Source organism: Pseudophaeobacter profundi (assembly GCF_029697505.1).
GTDB classification, from domain to species: domain Bacteria; phylum Pseudomonadota; class Alphaproteobacteria; order Rhodobacterales; family Rhodobacteraceae; genus Pseudophaeobacter; species Pseudophaeobacter profundi.
In genome coordinates, this window is sequence record NZ_JARJEF010000008.1 from 102,748 (window position 1) to 121,654 (window position 18,907).

The window sequence follows — 18,907 nt, forward strand, 5'->3', positions numbered from 1 at the left end:
TCACTCCTTTGGCAAAATCGTGGTGGACCGGGGCAGCGCCGTCAGTTGGCCACCGCAGGTAAAGAAGAAATCCACCCCCAGCGGGAACTGCATCGCATTTGCCTGACAGGCAGCAACATCCGGCAGACGCAGTTCTGCGCGCTCCTTTATGCCCGGCCCGGTCAGGGTGGCCGTAGCAGGTATCAGCTGCGCCATCTCGACAATCAGGGTGGCAGATCTGTCCGGGTATTCCGAGGTGCCGACGCGGTATTGTCCCACGGGCATCAAGGCCACCCAGCTGCCAAGGGCAAAATCTGCCTGATCCGCCGCAACAATCGGCGCGCCGGTATGAAAGGCCAGCCAGGCGCGCAGCTCAGGACTGTCCACATCCGGGGCCAGATAGACGCCAGTTTCCGGGTCGCACAGCGTCAGCAGCAAGGCCCCCGCCGCAGGGGAAATCCCCGCAGGGGGGCTGGCTCCGGCAATATCCTGAACAGTGCCGGGACGCGCCATGGCATTCATCGCCGCGCGAAAGGCATTTGCCGCATCCACAGGCGGCGTGGCAAAGCCACCGCCATAGCTGTTGGTCTCAATATCTAGGGACATCAATCCTCCCCCCGAACCATTGTGAAGAATTCAACCTTGGTGGCTGCGGCCTTGGCGGCGCGCGCCTCCTTGCGCGATTGCTGTGCCTGCTGCAGCGGCTCCAACACCGCTTGGCGCAGGTCATTTGCTACTTGGGTCTGCATCAAGGCATCCACCTTGGCCGCGATTTCGGCCTTAGGTTTTGAGCGCCCCTGCACATATGCATGGCCCACAGTGCCATCCGTCAGCGTCAACGCACAGCGGGTCACTGTCATCTCGCCCAGATTGAACGCTGCGCCCGCGCCCCCCATGCGGCCGCGCACCATGACGCCACCTGCTTCGGGGGGGCGCAGCCAGTCAAACGCCGGATCGTGATCAAAACCGCGCCACAGGCTGGCAAGCTCTGCCTCATTGGCCTGTGCCAGCAGGCTCATCCAAGCCTGGCGCGCGGTTGCGGAAATATCTGTTTTCATCAGTGAAAGCCTCTTGGCCGGGTTGTCTACATGAACTATACAACTAGACAAATACTAACGAGTCCAACCGCCCCAGCGCAATCGAAACCTTGTGAAAGTTTAGTGACATGTCCGATGCCCCCTCAGCAGCCAGCCGCACGCCTGTGTGGAAATCCATCTCGATCTCGCTGACCGATGACATCGCCCAGGGGCGGTATGGCACGGCGGACAAACTGCCCTCGGAGGCGCAGTTGGCGGCGCGCTTTGGTGTCAATCGCCATACGGTGCGCCGGGCCTTGGCTGCCATGGCAGAGCAAGGCCTGGTGCATGCCCGACGCGGTGCCGGCGTCTTTGTCGCCGCCGCCCCTACCGATTACCCAATTCGCAAACGGGTACGGTTTCACCAGAACATCCAACGGGGCGGGCAGACCCCGGCCAAGCAGATCCTGATGCTGGAAACCCGCATTGCCTCGTTGATCGAGGCCGAAGCCCTGGCGCTGGAACCCGGTTCATCTGTGCATGTCTATGACGGGATATCCCTGGCCGACGGCCATCCAATCGCCCTGTTTCAAAGTGTTTTTCCCGCCGAAAACCTGCCCGGTATGCTGGCCGCGCTGGAGCAGAAACAATCGGTAACAGAGGCACTGAAGGACTGTGGAGTTGCTGACTATACCCGCGCAGAAACCCGCATCACCGCCAAGCTGGCCACCGCCACCCAAGCGCTGCATCTGCGCATTTCGGAAGGCGCGCCAATTCTGCGCACCACCGGGGTCAACATCGACCCCAACGGCCAACCGGTAGAATTTGGCCGCACCTGGTTTGCCGGCGATCGGGTGACCCTGACGGTGGATGGACGCTGAAGGCCCTGCCACCATGAAAACAGGCCCCCGCCATTGAGCGGGAGCCTGTCACAGGTCAGCTTGTTTGATTTCGCATGCATTGATGCGCGAAACCGGGACACATTTTTTCGCGACCTGCTCTAGACGCCAGTCGGACCCTACTGTTTGGCGTTAAAGACAAACAGGGTTTCGCCATTGATCTTGTAGTCGTTGATCAATTCCTTGGCCCGATCCGAGGTCAGCCAACCCTCTAGCTGCATCGCCAGATCGTTCTTGGCATGCGGGTGCTTTTCCGGGTTCACTGGCAGATAGGCATATTGGTTGAACAAGACCGGATCGCCAGAGAACAGCAGTTCCAGATCGCCCTTGTTGCCAAAGTTCAGCCAGCTTGCCCGGTCCGCCATGATGTAGGCGCCCATGCCAGAGGCCGTGTTCAAAGCAGCGCCCATGCCCGCGCCGACAGCGCGATACCAGGCGCCAAATTCTGCCGGGTCCAGATCCGCTGCCTGCCACAGGCTCAGCTCTTTCTTGTGGGTGCCACTGTCATCGCCGCGGCTGACAAAGGGGGCAGCGGCGGTTGCAACCCGCTGTAGCGCCGAGGCCGCATCCGACGCACCGCGCAGGTCCGCGGCATCGGTCTTCGGGCCGATAAAGACAAAATCATTATACATGATTTCGCGGCGGTGGGTGCCATTGCCACCCGCCAGGAATTTTTCTTCGGCCTTTTGCGAATGCACCAGAATAGCGTCAACATCACCGGCCTCGCCCAGACGGATCGCCTGCCCGGTGCCCACCACCAGAAGCTGCACATCAAGATCCAGATCGTTCTTGATTTCGGGCAGCAAAATTTCCGCCAGTCCCGAATTGTGGAAAGAGGTGGTCACCGCCAGTTTCATCTCTTCGGCCATGGCTGCACCAGTCAGCAACAGGCTTGTAAGTGTTCCGAAAATTATATGCTTCATTCTACAATGTCTCCTCTTAGAAACGCACTTGCTTGCGGGGTTTTCGGCCCGGCAAAAAATGCCTTGGCCGGGGTGAATTCATGGATGCGCCCATGCAGGACAAACAGCACCTCATCGGCCAATCGCTGCGCCTGCCCCATGTTATGGGTTGACATGATCAGCCGGGTGCCTGCAGCGGCGACCTCTTGCAGGATATCTTCGATTTCACGGGTGGCGCGCCCATCCAAAGAGGCGCAGGGCTCATCCAGAAAGAGCACATCCGGTTCGCGAATCAGCGCACGGGCCAGCGCCAGTTTCTGCCGCTCCCCCCCGGACAAAAGTACCGCCTGCCGGTCCAGCGCATCGCCCAGATTGATCCGTTCGGCCCACTGGGCTGCGCGCATCCGTGCCTCTTTGCGCGGGACGCCAATCAACTGCAAAGGATAGGCAATGTTTTCCACCACCGGGCGCCGCATCATGATCGGCGTCTGAAACACGAAGGCCTGTCGCCGCTGCGCCTGTTCCATCGGGCAGGCCCAGTTCAGGCTGCCTCCGCCCATCCGCGCGATCCCATGCAGCATCTTCAACAGGGTGGTTTTTCCCGCCCCATTGGGCCCGACGACGATGCTGGTGCCCTGCCCCGCAAGCGTCAGATCAATTGGGCCGACCAGCACCTTGCCGCGTCGGCGGACAAGGGCCTGTTTGGCAACCAGAGGAAACATCTGCTGCGTCATCACCAACGCCCCTCGCTTTCAGTATGGCCCAGCCAGTGGATTGCCAGGTTGACCGCAACCGCCATGGCGATCAGCACAAAGCCAAGCCCCAGCGCCATGGCAAATTCGCCCTTGCCGGTTTCCAGGGCAATCGCCGTGGTCAAAACCCGCGTGGCATGGTCGATATTGCCGCCAACCACCATGATGGCGCCGACTTCTCCGATGGCGCGGCCAAAGCCTGCCAGCGCCGCGGTCAGCAGCGCGCGGCGGCCATCCCACAGCAGGGCCTTGATACGTTGCACCTGGCTGGCATTCATCGAGATCAGCAAATCGTGGTAATCGCTCCAGAGTTCGCGCAGCGACTGATGCGCGATAGAGGCGACCAGCGGCACAATGATCACCACCTGTGCGATAATCATCGCCGTGGGGGTAAACAACAGCCCCAAGACCCCCAAAGGCCCCGCCCGCGACAGCAGCACGTAGACGATCAGCCCCACCACAACCGGCGGCAGCCCCATCAGCGCATTCAGCACCGCAATTGTAACACGGCGCAGACGAAACCGTCGCACTGCAAGCAGCGCCGCCAGCGGCAGCGCAATCATCGAAGCAATCGCCAGCGCCGTCAGCGTCACCCTGAGAGAACGCAAAGTGATCTCGACCAGATCCTTGTCCAGGGTCACCAATAGCCAAAAGGCCTGGGCTATGCCGTCCCACAGATCAGCCATTGCGCGTGTCTTCCCCCCAATGCGCGCGAAATCACCCCCGGTGCCGCGTTCTTATCGTGTTCAAAATCATAGCTATGGCGCCAGAAACAGTGTAAAAAACATCACAAATGAAAAAGGGTCAATTTGTCTACCCCGGCGAGAGCCAAGCCTGAAGGCTGGGCCATATCCGGCACCTTTTCCTAGCTGGTTTTTGCCGCCTCTCGCAGCCAAAACGGACGCGATACACAAAAAATGCGACCCGCACGCCGTCTTGCCTGTTTCCTTTCGCCGCCACAATGCGCCCATCTGCCCCAAATGCGCCGGGTTCCGCGCGCTAAATCATCGCAGCAGGGCAGCTATTCTACCGGCTTCTCTTGCGTGCGGGAATCGAACGTGAAACAAGCCCCTGCCATGGTTTCAATGCGAAACACCACTTTGAGGATTAGCCATGTTTGATCTGCAAACTATGCGCGATCAGCTCGCCGCTCATTACGATCTGGCCCCCAATCCTGCCCTGGCGCAGGAAATGTCAGAGACCTATGCCACCATGCAGCGCGTGATCACGCCAATGGATTGGGCCATTCATGCCCCCTATGTGGCCGCCATCAACGCGCTGAAGAAAGAACGCAACGCCGTCATTCTTGCCCATAACTACATGACCCCCGAAATCTATCACGGTGTGGCGGATGTGGTGGGCGACAGCCTGCAGCTGGCGATCGAAGCCACCCGCGTCGAGGCCGATGTCATCGTGCAATGCGGCGTGCATTTCATGGCCGAGACCTCCAAGATCCTCAGCCCGGACAAGATCGTGCTGATTCCCGATCTGGAGGCTGGCTGTTCGCTGGCAGAATCGATCACCGCCGAGGGTATCGCCGAAATGCGTCGACGCTACCCCGGTGCCCCCGTGGTCACCTATGTGAACACCACTGCCGAGGTCAAAGCCGCCTCGGATATCTGCTGTACCTCTTCCAATGCGGCGCAGATCGTCAGCGCGATGGAAAGCGACACGGTGATCATGACGCCTGATCAGTATCTGGCGCAGAACGTGGCAAAGGATGTCCCCCAGAAAAATGTGGTCTGGTGGGAAGGGTCCTGCATCGTGCACGAACAATACAGCGCCAAGGATCTGCGCGAGTTCCGCGAATGGAACCCCGGCACCCGGCTGATTGCCCACCCCGAATGCCCGCCAGATGTGGTCGCCGAGGCCGATTTCTCGGGCTCGACCAGCGGCATCATCAAATATGTCACCGAAGAGAAACCGGAAAAAGCCCTGCTGATCACCGAATGTTCGATGGCCTCGAATATCTCTGACAGCCTGCCCGAGGTGGATTTTGTCGGCCCCTGCAATATGTGCCCCTATATGAAGATGATCTCGCTTGAGAAAATCCTTTGGTCGCTGCACACAATGTCAGAGCCGGTCGAAGTTGACCCGGCCGTGGCTGCGGGCGCCCGCCAAGCGGTGCAAAAGATGATCGATCTATCGCAAAAGCTGGGTATCTGACCCCAGCCCCCGCGCAGCGACACTGACGGAGAGCACAGCATGGCCCGCGCCCGATGAGCAGCCCCCCCAGCAGTCCCTTGACGACGGACCGCATCGTGATCGTCGGGGCCGGCCTTGCTGCGCTCTATGCTGCGTTGGAACTGGCACCACGCCCCGTGCTGATGATCTCACCCGAGCCTTTGGGCCTGGGGGCCAGTTCTGCCTGGGCGCAGGGCGGCGTGGCGGCGGCCATGGCCAAGACCGACAGCGCCGCAGCCCATGCCCAGGACACCGAAGCCGCCGGGGCGGGCACCGTCGATCCCGAGGTCGCCGCGATGGTCACCCGCATGGCACGAGATCACATTCTGGACCTGACGGCCCTTGGCGCGCCCTTTGATCGCGATCCGCAAGGCAACTATGTCATGAGCCGCGAAGCCGCCCATTCCGCCGCCCGTGTGGTCCGGGTCAAGGGCGATCAGGCCGGACATCAGATCATGGAAACCCTGATCCAGACGGTACGCGCCACACCGTCGATCCAGATCATTGAAAACACAGAGGCCCTGCGACTGCAGACCGAGGGCGACACCGTCACCGGCCTGTGGATCCGCCGGGCTGATCGGCCTTCAGCGCCGGTGCAGATAAGCTGCCCTGGCGTGCTATTGGCGGGGGGCGGTTCCGGTGGGCTATTTGCCCATACCACCAATCCGCCGCGTATCCGGGGCCAGGTGATTGGCCTGGCCGCCCGCGCAGGCGCCAAGATTGCCGATGCGGAATTTGTCCAGTTTCACCCCACAGCGGTGGATTGCGGCGAGGATCCCGCGCCACTGGCAACCGAAGCCCTGCGCGGTGAGGGGGCAATCCTGATCAATGCGCAGGGCCACCGCTTCATGCAGGATCTGCACCCGCAAGCAGAACTGGCCCCGCGCGATGTGGTGGCCCGTGGCATCTTTGCCGAAACCCAGGCCGGACGCCGGCCGATGCTGGATACCCGCGCAGCCCTGGGAGAGGGGGTACTCAGCCGCTTTCCCGCCCTGGCCGAAACCTGCGCCCGTGCAGGCATCGACCCGGTGAAGGATCCCATTCCGGTGGCCGTCGCCGCGCATTACCACATGGGCGGCATCCAGACCGACCTGCAGGGCCGCGCCAGTCTGAACCACCTTTGGGTCAGCGGCGAAGCCGCCTCTACCGGGCTGCACGGGGCCAATCGCCTGGCCTCCAACGGGCTGCTTGAGGCGCTGGTCTATGCGCGCCGGGCCGCTGCCGACATTGCCGCCAGTATCGCCCCGCCGCCAGCCGCCGATAAGGTGCCACCGGTACATCCCGCATTCCCACCCGCAACCGATGGCGGCGCGGGTATGGATCTCGCCGCGCTGCAACGCCTGCGCCAGACCATGACGGCCCATGTGGGCATGCGCCGCGACGCCGCCGGGCTGACCACTGCGCTGCGGATTCTGGCGCAGCTTGAGGTCGAGCAGGCCGAGGATGAGGCCTTTCTTAACATGTGCGCCACCGCGACGCTGATCACCATCAGCGCCCTGCAACGGCGCGAAAGCCGGGGTGGCCATTTCCGCAGCGATTATCCCGATGCCGACCCCGCCTTTGCCCGGCGCAGCCATATCACCCTGGACGCGGCCCATGCGATCCGCGACCGGGTGCTCTCGACCTCTTGAAAGGACAGCCCATGCTCCGCCAATCCCCCCTGCCCGATCTGCTGCTGGAGCCGCTGGTGCGCGCCGCCCTGCAGGAAGATCTGGGACAAAACGGCGATATCACCACCCGCGCGGTGATCCCGCCTGCGACCCGGTACAAGGCACGACTGAATGCGCGGCAACCTGGCGTGGTCTCGGGGATGCAGATAGCCCGCCTTGCCTTTCAACTGGTGGACCCTGCCCTGCAGATTGTCACGCAGGTTGAGGATGGCGCCGCTTGCGCGCCCGGCGACACGCTGATGACCATCGAAGGGGCCGCCGCATCCATCCTGTCGGGGGAACGGGTGGCGCTGAACTTTGCCGGCCGCCTGTCAGGCATTGCCAGCCTCACCGCCAGCTTTGTCGCCGAAACCAGGGGCACCCAGACCCGCATCACCTGCACCCGCAAGACCACACCGGGGCTGCGGATGGTGGAAAAGCAGGCCGTGGTGCATGGCGGCGGTGCCAACCATCGCTTTGGCCTGTCAGATGCCATCCTGATCAAGGACAACCACATCGCCGCCGCCGGGGGTATCGCGGCAGTGCTGAACGCCGCCAAGGCCAACGTCAGCCATATGATGAAGGTGGAAATCGAGGTCGACACCCTGGCACAGCTGGATGAGGTTCTGGAAACGGGTGGCGCAGATGTGGTGCTGTTGGACAACATGACCACCGAAGACCTGCGCCGCGCCGTCACCATGGCTCGTGGCAGGTTGGTCAGCGAAGCCTCGGGCAATATGACCCTGGGCCGTATCGCCGAGGTCGCCGCCACCGGAGTTGATTACATATCATCCGGGGCGCTGACCCACTCGGCGCAGACGCTGGATCTGGGGCTCGACTTTTAGCGGTACGCCCATCCCCGGAATACGGTTTCGAAGGGGGGGCAGCGTGCTTTGCCCCCCTGGTTCACAAAAATCCGCGCGGGATGGTTTCTTGCCATTCCTTGATCAGAACCTCTGTGCCCTCGGCCCCTTCGCGGGCGGTCACCCGCCGCCAGAGGTGAAAGTTATCGGTGTCGCAGGTCATCTTGTTTTCGGTATCAATCGAGACCTGCCAGTCCTCGCGCTCGAAGGTGAAGTTCCAATCACTGGCAAAGACCGCAGAAGCCGGATCATCTGGGTGGATCGCATAGTGCATTGTCACATGACTGCCCACCACCATGCCATGATAGGGATCACGGGCCTTGCCGTAGTCATCAAAGGTATCCAGCATCAAGGTGCCATCCGCACGGGTTGTGCGCTCCGATGTGCCGCTGGCGGCCCGCAGCACCTCGCTTTGCAGGGTGGGATAGGCGCGGGGCGCACCGGGGTTTTGCGGCGCGATTTCCGCCGCGACCTGGCGCTGCGGCAGGGTCAGGGTGCAGCCCTCCAGATGCAATGTCACCTCTGCTGCCTGTGGGGCGGGCCAGACAATCGGCCAGTAGGATGTTGACAGGGCCAGCCGCAGCTGATGCCCCGCGCGCAGGTGTTGGGCGCATTCGTTCAGCTCTACCACGGCACTGTAGCGCTGCCCGGGCACCAGCATCTCTGGCGCGGTATGGCTGTCACGATGGGTCAGGTTCAGCGGGCGAAAGCTGATCCTCTGCGACACTCCTTCGGGCGACAGATCACAGAGCCGCGCCACCAGCTGGGCAACAGGGCGATCAACGCTGAACTCCACCCGCAGCCGTGGCCGCCCAAGGATTTCCAAAGGCGCCGCGAGCGGCGCTGTGTCAAAACAGGCCGACAGTGCATCATCACCGGATTGATCCCCCGGCAGTTCGTTGTCAAACCGCATCCCGGCGCAGAAATAACCACTCTCCCGCCCGAGGGTCGCCGGATTACTGATCCGCTGTTCCCCGCTGGCCGGTTCGGCCTGCAACCCCTGCGGGCCAAGGTGCATCACCCGATCCGTCACATTGGGCGAGGGCCACTGCGCCTCGGCCACCCAGCGGCCCCGGCGCGGTTTGTTCTGCTGGCTCGGGTTGAAATGTTCCTGCATGTAAACACGATAGTCCGGCAGGTCAGCCGCACCGCTATCCTGACCACGCAGGTGCTGATCAAACCAGGTCAGCACCTCGCCATGGAAATCCGCCGGATCGATCTTGGCGATATGGGCATAGCGATGTTCCCAAGGGCCAACCAGCGCCTTGGTCGGAGCCGTCAGGTTGGCGGCCAGCGCCGAGGGCGTGTTGACATAGGCATCCGCCCAGCCGGTGATCGCCAGAACCGGCGCAGTGATCGCCGACCAGTCCTCGCAGACCGATCCATGCTGCCACTGGCCGTCGCGGGTCTGATGGCGCAGCCAGTCTGCCGCCATAAAGGGCATATTCTGCATCCGCGCGATCCAGTCTTCGCGCCAATCCGCACGGTTCAGCGGGTCAGCCGGGCGCGATTGGTAGGCAAACATCTGGGCCCCCCAGTTGGCATTATCGCTCAGCAGGCAGCCCCCCATATAGTGGATATCATCCGCATACCGATCTGCGGTCGAGGCCACCGAGACCACCGCCTTCAGCGCCTCTGGTCGCCGATAGGCCAGCTGCAAGCCATTGAAGCCGCCCCAGGAAATGCCGATCATGCCGATGTTTCCGTCGCACCAGTCCTGGGCCGCGATCCAGGCCAGAATCGCCTCTCCGTCGCTCAGCTCTTGTTCCGAGTATTCATCGTCAAACCTGCCTTCGCTATCGCCGGACCCGGCAATATCAACACGGATACAGGCATAGCCTTCGCTGGCAAAGACCGTATGGGTCGTCTCATCGCGCGGCGCGGTACCGTCACGCCTGCGGTAGGGCAGATATTCCAGAATGGCCGGCACAGGCCCATCGACCTGCGGCAGCCAGAGCCGCGCCGCCAAACGGCGCCCGTCAGGCAGAGGGATCCAGGCGGTCTCGGTCACGTCATAGGCACAGGGCATTGGGGGCTCTCTTTCTTCTCAAATATTGCAGCGCGGTTTGTCCAGCGTGACCTCTGGCCGCCGCAGATACCACAGCAAACACGACATCTGCGGGATTTTTGCCCAAGCCCGCACGCGGCAAGGCCGCAGGCGGGCCTATCCGATCAGGCCTTTGTCTTGGGCAGTACAGGCGCCGATTTGTCCAGTGCCAGTTCCGCATCAGAAAACCGCCAGGGGCCGCGCACACCTGGGATGCCCTCGGGCGAGATCTGCATCTCGCGGTGCTTGATCTGCGCATCGTCAAAGGCCTGGCCAATGGTATTGATCGGGCCTGCGGGCACGGTTGCCGCCTCCAGTGCCGCCAATAGGTCTACCTGGCGCCAGCTGGCAACAACGCCTTCCAGCAGGCTGGTCAGCGCCTCGCGGTTGGCCACCCGCTGCTGATTACAGGTAAAGCGCACATCATCCTTGATCCCCGGCAGGCCCAGCACATCGCAAAGCCGGTGAAACTGGCCATCATTGCCCACCGCCAAAATCACATGGCCATCCTGCACTGCCATGACCTGATAGGGCGCGATATTTGGGTGGGTATTGCCTAACCGGGTCGGGCTCTCACCCGTCGCCAGATAGTTCATCGCCTGATTGCCCAGGATTGCCGTGGCGCAGTCCAGCAGGGACATATCGATCTGCTGCCCACGCCCGGTGGTATGGCGCTGCTCCACCGCGGCCAGAATGCCGATGGTGCCGTAAAGCCCGGTCACCACATCGGTGATCGCCATACCAACCTTTTGCGGCTGGCCCTCTGGGTCACCGGTGATCGACATCAAACCGGACATGCCCTGCAACAGGAAATCATATCCGGCGCGTTTGGCATAGGGGCCGTCCTGGCCAAAGCCGGTCACCGAACAATAGATCAGCCGCGGGTTGATCTTGGCAAGGCTAGCATAATCGAGCCCGTATTTCGCCAGCCCTCCCACCTTGAAATTTTCCACCAGGATGTCGGCATCGCGCACCAGTTCCAGCACGGTGGCGCGGCCTTCTTCGGTGCGGAAATCGGCAATCACGCAGCTCTTGCCGCGATTGGCCGAGTAATAATAGGCCGCCGATTTGTCAGTGCCGCGTTCAATGAAGGGGGGCCCCCAGCTGCGGGTGTCATCGCCATCCGGGCTTTCGACCTTGGTGACCTCAGCACCAAGGTCCGCCAGTGACTGGCCTATCCAGGGGCCTGCCAAGATACGTGCCAGTTCAACTACTTTGAGGCCAGAAAGCGGGGTCATGGGCATTTCTCCTATTGCGAGGGGGGGGAGCCCCACGCGCGTGATCCTGCCTGCTGTGTAGCCCAGAGAGTCGGGGGGCTGCAATGATTTGATCAAATGCGGGCTGCGCCTCTTTGCCGCCTCACTTGCCCTTGATCCGCACCGTGAAGCTGGTGCGCGCGCCGGCGGGTGGTGGCGGAAAGGGGGCCGCGCGGCGGACCTGATCCAGGGCAATCCGGTCCAGCTTGTCAGAACCGGAACTGCGCGCCAGGCTCAGGCCTGCCAATCCGCCCCCTGCACCGATGCGAAACCGCACCATCGCAACACCGCGTACAGTGGTACGCCGCTTGGCCCGCTGGATCCGGCGCATGACCAGGCCTGGGTAGTTGCTGGCTGCCGCATTGCCCTGAACCTGCGCCGTCCCGCCCGTTTTGGTGGCCTGCCCGCCAGCGGGGCGGCTGTTGGATGTTTCCGCCCCCTGTTTCGCGCTGACGGTGCTATTGCCGCGCGACGACTGAGCCGCTGGCGCGGCTGTTGCGCCAGCCGTTGTCGCGGTCGGTTCGCGGGGATTGGCATCTGGGGCTATGCGCTGCTCGGGGGCCTGTTCTAGCGGCTGTTCTGCCGGGCGTTGCGGTGGCCGCAGCGAAGCTGTCACCGCCCTGCTTTGCGGCGCTGACGGCTGCGGCTGAAGCCTGGGCTGCCTGGGCGTGACCGTCGGGGTGGCGACCACATCAGCCAGGGCATCTGGCGTCACCGCAACCAGAGGCACCCCGCCCCGGACCGGCTTGATTGGCAGGGCCTGCGTCACCGCCACCGCCTGCTGTGGCAGCGCCGTAGCCGCCTTGGCAGATGTTGCAGGCGGTGTTGCAGCAACTGTAGACGGGACCGTTTGCTGCAACAGCGGAGCCGAAACCGGAGGGATCGTCGCAGTATGATCCGGGGCTCTGACCGGGGTTTCGATTCCGGCCGCCAAATTGACAAAACTATTGCCCTGCGCCGCAAGCGCCGTCTGGCCGCCCGCCTGCTGCGTGATCGTGCCAGTCCCCTGCAGGGCAAAGGCCGCATGTAGGCCAAAGGCCAGAACCAGGGCCAGCAGCGCCGCCAGGAAAGAGCGCGGCACCGCATGCCCCAAGGGAGGCACCATCTGCGCCACCCCGCTCACAACGCCCGCTCTGAGATCAGCACAACCCGTAGGGCCCCAGCCTCGCGCAGGATATTACCAACCTGCACCAGTTCTCTGGCTGGAAGGGCCTGATCCGGCACAATTCGAACCACTGCGCGGGCCTCGGACGACAAACCAGCGACATAGGCGCCGGCATCCGCAATGGCTGTGCCCCGCAGCGTAAGCCGCCCATCCGCATGCACCACCAGCGTATCGGGGGGCTCACGCCCCTCCAGATCTGCAGTTTTTATCAACGTCAGATCCCGGTCCAGCGGCGGCGCCAGAGTGCCCGCAATCATAAAGAAGATCAGCATCAGAAAGACAATGTTGATCAGGGCGATTGTTGGCTCTTTTGGCGTCGGAATACGGGGTTTCAACTGCATCAGCCCAGCACCACAGTCTGCAATTTCTTCACCTGGCGCAGCGCCGCCAACAGATCGACCAGCTGCTGCGCCGTGGCCTCCGCATCCGGGCTGATCAACACAAGATGGCCCCGACTGTCTTGCGGCTGACTGCGCACAAGATCCGCTATCCGCCCCAGATCAACGGGTTGGCCATTTAGCGCCAGACCATCACCGCCGAGGCTGACAAACAGCCGATTGCGGTCTTCCGCCGCGCCGCTCTCTCCAGGAGCCGCGCCTGCCGCCATCAGCTCGACCTCGCCGTATTTGGAAAAGGTCGAGGTCAGCATGAAAAACAGCAACAACAGAAAGATGACATCAATCAGCGATGTCATCGACAGGCGCGCACGCCGGGGAGCAGAGAGCTTAACCGGCATAGGCCAGAACACCTGCGGCAGACTCACCAGACGCATCTGCGGCGCTCTCTTGCGGCGCAAAAACCCGGCGCAGCGCTTGGTTGGCGAAAACCCTCTCGCGCTGCATCCGCGCCGTCAGCCAGCTGAGCACAAGCGAGGTCGGCATGGCCACCGCCAGCCCAGCCGCAGTGGTCAGCAGCGCCACCCAGATGCCACCCGCCAGCAAAGACGGATCCACCGAAGATCCCGCTGACTGCAATTTCTGAAAGGCTTCGATCATGCCGATCACGGTGCCAAACAGCCCCATCAAAGGCGCCAACTGCGCCACCATATCCAAGGCCCCGAGCCCGCGCTCCAGTTCGGCAAAGCGCGCTTCGGCTTCGGCGTCAACCCGGGCTGACAGTTCAGGGGTCTGCGGTGCCGCCAGCGCCATGCGCAACACCGGGGCAAGGTAGGATCGGCTTTCGCCCAGCGCCATCAGCGCCGCCTTGTGGTTGCCCCGGTCCCAAGCGGCGACAGCTATTGCCAGCTGCCGGTGGCGCCCCACCCGCGCCGCTTGGTATTGCCACAGTTTATAGATCACCAGTGCTGAGGTCAGCACCGAGACACAAAGCAGCAGCAAAACCACTGGACCGCCCAAATCCAGAATCCCGGTGATGGCATCTTGAATCAGGCTCATCCCAGAAGCTCCACCTTGACGCGACTGGTCAGGCTAAGCCCTTGACTACAGGCACCTTTGGGCAATGCGGGGGCAGAACAGGTCTGCGCCCCATTGATCAGAACCCGGCTGATATCAGCACAGGCCTGCGGGAATTGAAACTGCCGCACGCGCGGGCGCCCGGCAGGAAGATCCTGGAAATCCAACAGGGTCAGACGCGCCACCTGGCCCGCCGCGTCGAACAGGACGGTTTCATATACCGCCTGCTCCACATCGCTTTTATGGCCATTGGTCACCACAAATGACAGCTTGCACTGCGCATTCAGGTCTTCGGCCGCGCTCAGCTCCATCGCGATTGCAGGCCCTGCGGTCTGCGCCATCTCTTGGACCGTCTCCTGGGCGGTGGCGGCAGTGCCAAACCCTGCCATAAAGCAAAACGCCAAGGTCGAAGATTTCAGAGCAAGATGTCCCATTGGTATCCTCTCGTTTGGATCAGTGATCAGAAAGTTTTGGCCAGTGTCAGCTTGAAGTTGCGGCCTGCTGCCGCACGGGTCGACAGCTGGGTCTGATACTGTTTGTCAAAAACATTCTCGACGCCAAAGCGGATTTCCGTCCCCTTCAAGACACCATTCTGCGGCCGATAGGTGGCACGCAGGTTGTTGACCCCGTAACCACTGATCGGACCACTGCCATTGACCGCCATAGTGCCCTCTGCCGCGACCAGCTCCCAGCTGAGATCAAGGCTCTCGTCAAAGCGTTTCCCAAGCGTCAGCGCCGCCGATCCGACCGGCGCAAAGATATAATCGGAAACGGTGCCATCGGGGCGGCGCTGCTCTCCTTCAGCCGAGGTGGCGTTCAGGTCGACATAGAACCCATTTTCCATCCCGTAGGAGGCTTCGATTTCGACGCCACTGGTGTCGATCTCTGTCAGGACGTCACCGGCAACACGCACATCTTCCAGGGTGGTGTCATAGTAATTGACCTTGACGGCAAAGCGATCCCCCGCCGAAAACAGGCTCTGACGCTGGTAAGAGAAGCCAATCTCGTAGGTTGTTCCCTGTTCCGGCACCCAGACCAAAGGATCCTTGTCCAGGCGGTCGATGATCGGAAAGACCTCGGTATAGGCGGCACCAGCAAAGAGCGCCAAGCCGCTGTCAAATTCATAGCGCGCCGACAGACCGCCCATCAGGGCGTCATTTTTGATTCTGCCGTTATAAGGATCGGTGTCACCCGGAGACACAATATCCGTGCCTTTTACATCCTGGGTTTCATAGCGCAGCGCCGGGGTCAGCGTGAAGCGCTGGCCAAACTGGATGTCATCCACCGCAAACAGCGCAATGCGGCGATCCGTACCCCCAGGGGCCGAAGGCGCATCCAGGCGTTCGCGGTTAACAAACTCCAGCCCAAGGCGCAGATCATGCGAGGCCAGGCCGGTATCAAAGTAGCTGGTATTCTTCAGGGTCAGCTTGGTGGTTTTGTAATTGTGATCCGCATTCAGCAAATCGGACACCGAAGCATCACAGCCGGGGAACCCTGCGCAGCTGCCGGGAAGATAGGTGCTGTCGATATCCTGTTCGGCATAGGTCAGCGTTGCGTCCAGATGGATCAGGTCATTGCCAACCGGATCAAACTGATAGCGCAGCCCAGCCGTGCGGCTATCGACAATTCGGTCCACATTGCCAAAATAGAATCCGCCCCCACCAGAGGCGCCCAATGCGTCATAGGGCACGTCCCTCTCGTTCGAATGGGTCACATTGTACCAAGCGGTCAGCGCGTGTTCGCGACTGTCGCCAAAGGTAAACCGCCCCTTGGCCAGATAGGAATAATCCCGAAAATCCGAGCCTGAAACCTGGGTGCCTTCACCATCGTCATAGGCGTCATTGTCGCGCACCGTATAGTTCAGCAGGAACTCGGCATTCTCGGTTGGCTGGAACGCCAGAATTGAGGAGGACGCCCACCCCGAACCATTGGACTGCGCCTCTAGCGTTTGGCGGAACCGAGTGCCGATTTCGCCACCAGTGATATCCGAGGCATCCTTGGTTTCCAATTTGACAACCCCGCCGACAACGCCAGAGCCAAATTCAAAACTGCCAACAGTCCCCCGGATAACAGAGACCTCTTTGTAAAGCGCCGGGTCAGTGAACAGCTGGTTGCCGATACGGTAGATTTCCTCACCACCTGTAGTGGCGCCGTCGATTGAGACCAGCACCCGCGGGCTGGTGCCATAAGTCGCGTCCGCGCCAAAGCCGCGGATCGAAATCCCCGAAGACTGCGGGGTGGTACCGTTCACCAGGCTCACCCCCGGTACGGACTCTACCAGCTGCGCAATTGTTGCCGCCTGGCGATCGTCAATTTCTTCCTGGTTGATCACTGTCAGCGGCACTGCGGTATCCACCTGCACCGCCCGCTTGCCCTGGCCCAGCTCAATCGTACCCAGGAAGGCTTCATCCTGAAGATCCAGTGCCAGATCGTCGGGAAGATCCTGCGCCATGGCAGCCGATCCCAACGTCAAACCCAAAATGGAAACGGTCCCCAGCAAATGCTGCGCCAGCCGAATTCTTCCCATCACATGTCCCTTTGCATCTTTGGTCTTTGAACCGATGCTTGCAGTAGGGGCTGGCGCGGTATTTTTGCATTTTCAGTGGAAAATTAAGTTTCCACTTGAGCCTGATAGTAAAGGTGATAAAAACAGTCAACATAAATAAACGCTGTTTCATCAACAGCCGCCAGCCCTGCCTTGCGCCTAAAGACGCAGGTTACAGCCCAGAGCCAGCCCTTTCCGTAAACACTTCTGCTACTGAAAGGGCCCTAGAATGGACCTCTCTTCCCCGCTGGATCCCCAGACCATTCGCCAATTGCGCCAAGACCACGACACACTGCGCGACCGCGATTTTGCTGCCCAATTCCAGATCACCGAAGCCCAGCTGGTTGCAGCCTATGTCGGGCACGGTGTGACGCCAATCGCGGCGGATATCGACGCGATTTTTCCCCGGCTCGCAGATCTGGGAGAAGTCATGGCGCTGACCCGCAATGACGCCTGCGTGATTGAAAAGGTTGGCACCTACAGCGGCTATCACCCTGGCAATCATGCCGCGATGGTACTGAACCCGGATATCGACCTGCGGCTGTTCCCGCGCCATTTCATCTCTGCCTTTGCGGTTGAACGCAGCTCTGACAAGGGCGGCACCCGGCGTTCCTTGCAGTTCTTTGATGCGGCTGGCGATGCGGTGCACAAGGTGCATCTGCGCCCTGCCTCGGATCTTGCGGCCTGGGAGAGCCTGCTTGCGGATCTGGCACTGAAAGATCCCAGCGACCACCTAGAGGTCGCTCCGCGCCAGGCCCCGGAACCGGCCCGCGCCGAACCTGACAAGGCCGTACAGCTGCGGATCGGCTGGGCCAAGATGACCGACACCCACCAGTTTCGCAAACTGACAGGCGATCTCAAGATGAACAGGCTGGGCGCGTACCGGCTTGCCGGTGCGCCACTGGCCTGCCCGCTGGCACCCAGCGCGGTGGATGCGGCCCTGCAGGCCATCCAGGACACCGGCACCGAAGTGATGATCTTTGTGGGCAATCCCGGCTGCATTCAGATCCACACCGGTCCGGTGAAAAATCTGCGCCGCATGGGACCCTGGCAGAATATCCTCGACCCCGGCTTTGATCTGCACCTGCGCCTGGATCACCTGACCGAGGTCTGGGCCGTGAACAAACCAACCAAACGCGGTGCCGCGGTCTCGCTAGAGGCCTTTGACGCCGAGGGCCGGATCATCTTGCAGATCTTTGGCCGTCGCGACGAAACCGGTGATCACCGCCGCGCCTGGGAAGAAATTGTCGCGGCCCTGCCCGCCCCTGATGAGGCGACATGCGCGCAGGCGGCACCGGCAGCGCAGGCGGCACCGGCGGCGGAGGTCACGCAATGATCCCTTTCATTGGTAAACCAAAATCCCCTGACCTTGGCGCCAAATGTCAGCCCGCACTATTGGGGGCTGTCACTGCCGCCCTGCTGTTGCTATCGCCCATCGCCCTCGCCGACACCCCACAGCGGATCCTCTCGGTCGGCGGGGCTGTCACTGAAATCATCTATGCGCTGGACCAACAGGCGCGGCTGGTGGCGCGTGACAGCACCTCCACCTTTCCGCCCGAGGCCGGTGATCTTCCCAACGTCGGCTATGCCCGTGCGCTCTCTCCCGAGGGGGTGCTTTCGGTAGACCCCGACATGATCCTGGCCTCGCAAGGCTCTGGCCCCCCGGAATCCATCGAAGTTCTGAAACAGGCAAATCTGCGTTATGTCGAAGTTCCGGAGACCTATTCGGCGGCAGGGATCATCAGCAAGATTACCACCATCGCAGCAGCGCTGGACCAACAAGAAGCCGGTTCCGCCCTGGCAGAGCAGGTCGGCGCAGATCTGCAATCGGCCCAGGATTTCGCCCGCGCTGCCGCAGGTGACCACCGCAAGCGGGTGCTTTTCATCCTGTCGACACAAAGCGGGCGGATTACCGTGGGCGGCAAGGGGACCGGCGCGGATGCCATCATTACGATGGCAGGGGCGGTGAATGCGATCAGCGAATTTGACGGCTACAAGCAAATGACCGATGAGGCGATTACCGCCGCTGCACCGGACATTATCCTGGCGATGGATCGCGGCGGCGACCACGGGCTGACGCTTGAAAGCATGACAAGCCTGCCAGCCCTGATGCTGACACCGGCGGCACAAAATGGCCAACTTGTGCGCATGGATGGGCTGCGGCTGCTCGGCTTTGGCCCGCGCACCGCAACTGCAGTGAAAGACCTGTCGCAGGCCTTTTACGGAGCGAACGAGTGA

At 61.8% G+C, this 18,907-nt stretch carries 20 protein-coding genes; 7 read left to right on the forward strand and 13 right to left on the reverse strand.

Going from position 1 to position 18,907, the window contains the following annotated elements:
• Together phnH and phnG are read right to left on the reverse strand one after the other, a co-directional pair.
• On the reverse strand, window positions 1–585 hold the full coding sequence (gene phnH / locus P2081_RS13770) for a phosphonate C-P lyase system protein PhnH (protein ID WP_278923456.1): 585 nt from the start codon (window positions 583–585) through the stop codon (window positions 1–3).
• Complete coding sequence (phnG, locus tag P2081_RS13775; protein ID WP_278923457.1) at window positions 585–1,037, reverse strand: phosphonate C-P lyase system protein PhnG; 453 nt, start codon at window positions 1,035–1,037, stop codon at window positions 585–587. Before phnG ends, phnH begins: the two co-directional genes overlap by 1 nt.
• 107 nt (window positions 1,038–1,144) lie before the next feature.
• On the opposite strand from phnG, the gene phnF reads away from it, so the two are divergent.
• Window positions 1,145–1,876 (forward strand): phosphonate metabolism transcriptional regulator PhnF, encoded by a 732-nt coding sequence (gene phnF / locus P2081_RS13780; RefSeq protein WP_278923458.1) that lies wholly within the window; start codon window positions 1,145–1,147, stop codon window positions 1,874–1,876.
• Window positions 1,877–2,013: 137 nt separating this feature from the next.
• On the opposite strand, the gene P2081_RS13785 is transcribed toward phnF, so the two are convergent.
• The 3 genes from P2081_RS13785 to P2081_RS13795 are packed head-to-tail and all read right to left on the reverse strand — an operon-like array spanning window position 2,014 to window position 4,234.
• Window positions 2,014–2,817 (reverse strand): ABC transporter substrate-binding protein, encoded by an 804-nt coding sequence (locus P2081_RS13785; protein WP_278923459.1) that lies wholly within the window; start codon window positions 2,815–2,817, stop codon window positions 2,014–2,016.
• Window positions 2,814–3,530 (reverse strand): ATP-binding cassette domain-containing protein, encoded by a 717-nt coding sequence (locus P2081_RS13790; protein ID WP_278923460.1) that lies wholly within the window; start codon window positions 3,528–3,530, stop codon window positions 2,814–2,816. Before P2081_RS13790 ends, P2081_RS13785 begins: the two co-directional genes overlap by 4 nt.
• Entirely contained in the window at window positions 3,530–4,234 is a 705-nt protein-coding gene (locus P2081_RS13795; protein ID WP_278923461.1) for an ABC transporter permease, read from the reverse strand. Before P2081_RS13795 ends, P2081_RS13790 begins: the two co-directional genes overlap by 1 nt.
• Before the next feature lie 427 nt (window positions 4,235–4,661).
• Here P2081_RS13795 and nadA point away from each other — a divergent pair, with 427 nt between their 5' ends.
• Genes nadA through nadC form a run of 3 tightly spaced genes read left to right on the forward strand, consistent with a single transcriptional unit; the run spans window position 4,662 to window position 8,226 of the window.
• Window positions 4,662–5,714: a quinolinate synthase NadA gene (nadA, locus tag P2081_RS13800; RefSeq protein ID WP_278923462.1), complete on the forward strand. Its 1,053-nt coding sequence runs from the start codon at window positions 4,662–4,664 to the stop codon at window positions 5,712–5,714.
• A gap of 53 nt (window positions 5,715–5,767) precedes the next feature.
• Window positions 5,768–7,363: an L-aspartate oxidase gene (locus P2081_RS13805; protein ID WP_278923463.1), complete on the forward strand. Its 1,596-nt coding sequence runs from the start codon at window positions 5,768–5,770 to the stop codon at window positions 7,361–7,363.
• Window positions 7,364–7,374: 11 nt separating this feature from the next.
• Window positions 7,375–8,226 (forward strand): carboxylating nicotinate-nucleotide diphosphorylase, encoded by an 852-nt coding sequence (gene nadC, locus P2081_RS13810; protein WP_278923464.1) that lies wholly within the window; start codon window positions 7,375–7,377, stop codon window positions 8,224–8,226.
• A gap of 61 nt (window positions 8,227–8,287) precedes the next feature.
• Here the strand turns inward: nadC and P2081_RS13815 are convergent, their stop codons facing one another.
• The 8 genes from P2081_RS13815 to P2081_RS13850 all read right to left on the reverse strand — a co-directional run bounded on the left by P2081_RS13815 (window position 8,288) and on the right by P2081_RS13850 (window position 16,576).
• A complete protein-coding gene (locus P2081_RS13815; RefSeq protein WP_278923465.1) occupies window positions 8,288–10,273 on the reverse strand; it encodes a CocE/NonD family hydrolase in 1,986 nt (661 codons plus the stop codon).
• Window positions 10,274–10,416: 143 nt separating this feature from the next.
• Window positions 10,417–11,529 carry a CaiB/BaiF CoA transferase family protein gene (locus P2081_RS13820; protein ID WP_278923466.1) on the reverse strand — a complete coding sequence of 371 codons (1,113 nt, stop codon included), beginning with the start codon at window positions 11,527–11,529 and terminating at the stop codon, window positions 10,417–10,419.
• Window positions 11,530–11,650: 121 nt separating this feature from the next.
• Window positions 11,651–12,652: a TonB family protein gene (locus P2081_RS13825; RefSeq protein WP_278923467.1), complete on the reverse strand. Its 1,002-nt coding sequence runs from the start codon at window positions 12,650–12,652 to the stop codon at window positions 11,651–11,653.
• A 14-nt stretch (window positions 12,653–12,666) separates the two neighbouring features.
• The gene (locus P2081_RS13830; RefSeq protein WP_278923468.1) at window positions 12,667–13,053 is read right to left on the reverse strand and encodes an ExbD/TolR family protein; all 387 of its coding nucleotides are present in this window, start codon (window positions 13,051–13,053) and stop codon (window positions 12,667–12,669) included.
• The gene (locus P2081_RS13835; RefSeq protein WP_278923469.1) at window positions 13,053–13,448 is read right to left on the reverse strand and encodes an ExbD/TolR family protein; all 396 of its coding nucleotides are present in this window, start codon (window positions 13,446–13,448) and stop codon (window positions 13,053–13,055) included. Before P2081_RS13835 ends, P2081_RS13830 begins: the two co-directional genes overlap by 1 nt.
• Window positions 13,438–14,106 carry a MotA/TolQ/ExbB proton channel family protein gene (locus P2081_RS13840; RefSeq protein WP_278923470.1) on the reverse strand — a complete coding sequence of 223 codons (669 nt, stop codon included), beginning with the start codon at window positions 14,104–14,106 and terminating at the stop codon, window positions 13,438–13,440. The genes P2081_RS13835 and P2081_RS13840 overlap by 11 nt, the downstream gene beginning before the upstream one ends.
• Window positions 14,103–14,558: a hypothetical protein gene (locus tag P2081_RS13845; protein WP_278923471.1), complete on the reverse strand. Its 456-nt coding sequence runs from the start codon at window positions 14,556–14,558 to the stop codon at window positions 14,103–14,105. The genes P2081_RS13840 and P2081_RS13845 overlap by 4 nt, the downstream gene beginning before the upstream one ends.
• A gap of 26 nt (window positions 14,559–14,584) precedes the next feature.
• Complete coding sequence (locus P2081_RS13850; protein ID WP_278923472.1) at window positions 14,585–16,576, reverse strand: TonB-dependent receptor domain-containing protein; 1,992 nt, start codon at window positions 16,574–16,576, stop codon at window positions 14,585–14,587.
• On the opposite strand from P2081_RS13850, the gene P2081_RS13855 reads away from it, so the two are divergent.
• From P2081_RS13855 to P2081_RS13865, 3 genes are all read left to right on the forward strand, one after another.
• Window positions 16,575–16,790 carry a hypothetical protein gene (locus P2081_RS13855; protein ID WP_278923473.1) on the forward strand — a complete coding sequence of 72 codons (216 nt, stop codon included), beginning with the start codon at window positions 16,575–16,577 and terminating at the stop codon, window positions 16,788–16,790. The genes P2081_RS13850 and P2081_RS13855 overlap by 2 nt on opposite strands.
• Before the next feature lie 108 nt (window positions 16,791–16,898).
• Window positions 16,899–18,005, forward strand: a complete 1,107-nt coding sequence (locus P2081_RS13860; RefSeq protein WP_278923474.1) for a hemin-degrading factor — start codon at window positions 16,899–16,901, stop codon at window positions 18,003–18,005.
• Window positions 18,002–18,907, forward strand: a complete 906-nt coding sequence (locus tag P2081_RS13865; RefSeq protein ID WP_278923475.1) for a heme/hemin ABC transporter substrate-binding protein — start codon at window positions 18,002–18,004, stop codon at window positions 18,905–18,907. The genes P2081_RS13860 and P2081_RS13865 overlap by 4 nt, the downstream gene beginning before the upstream one ends.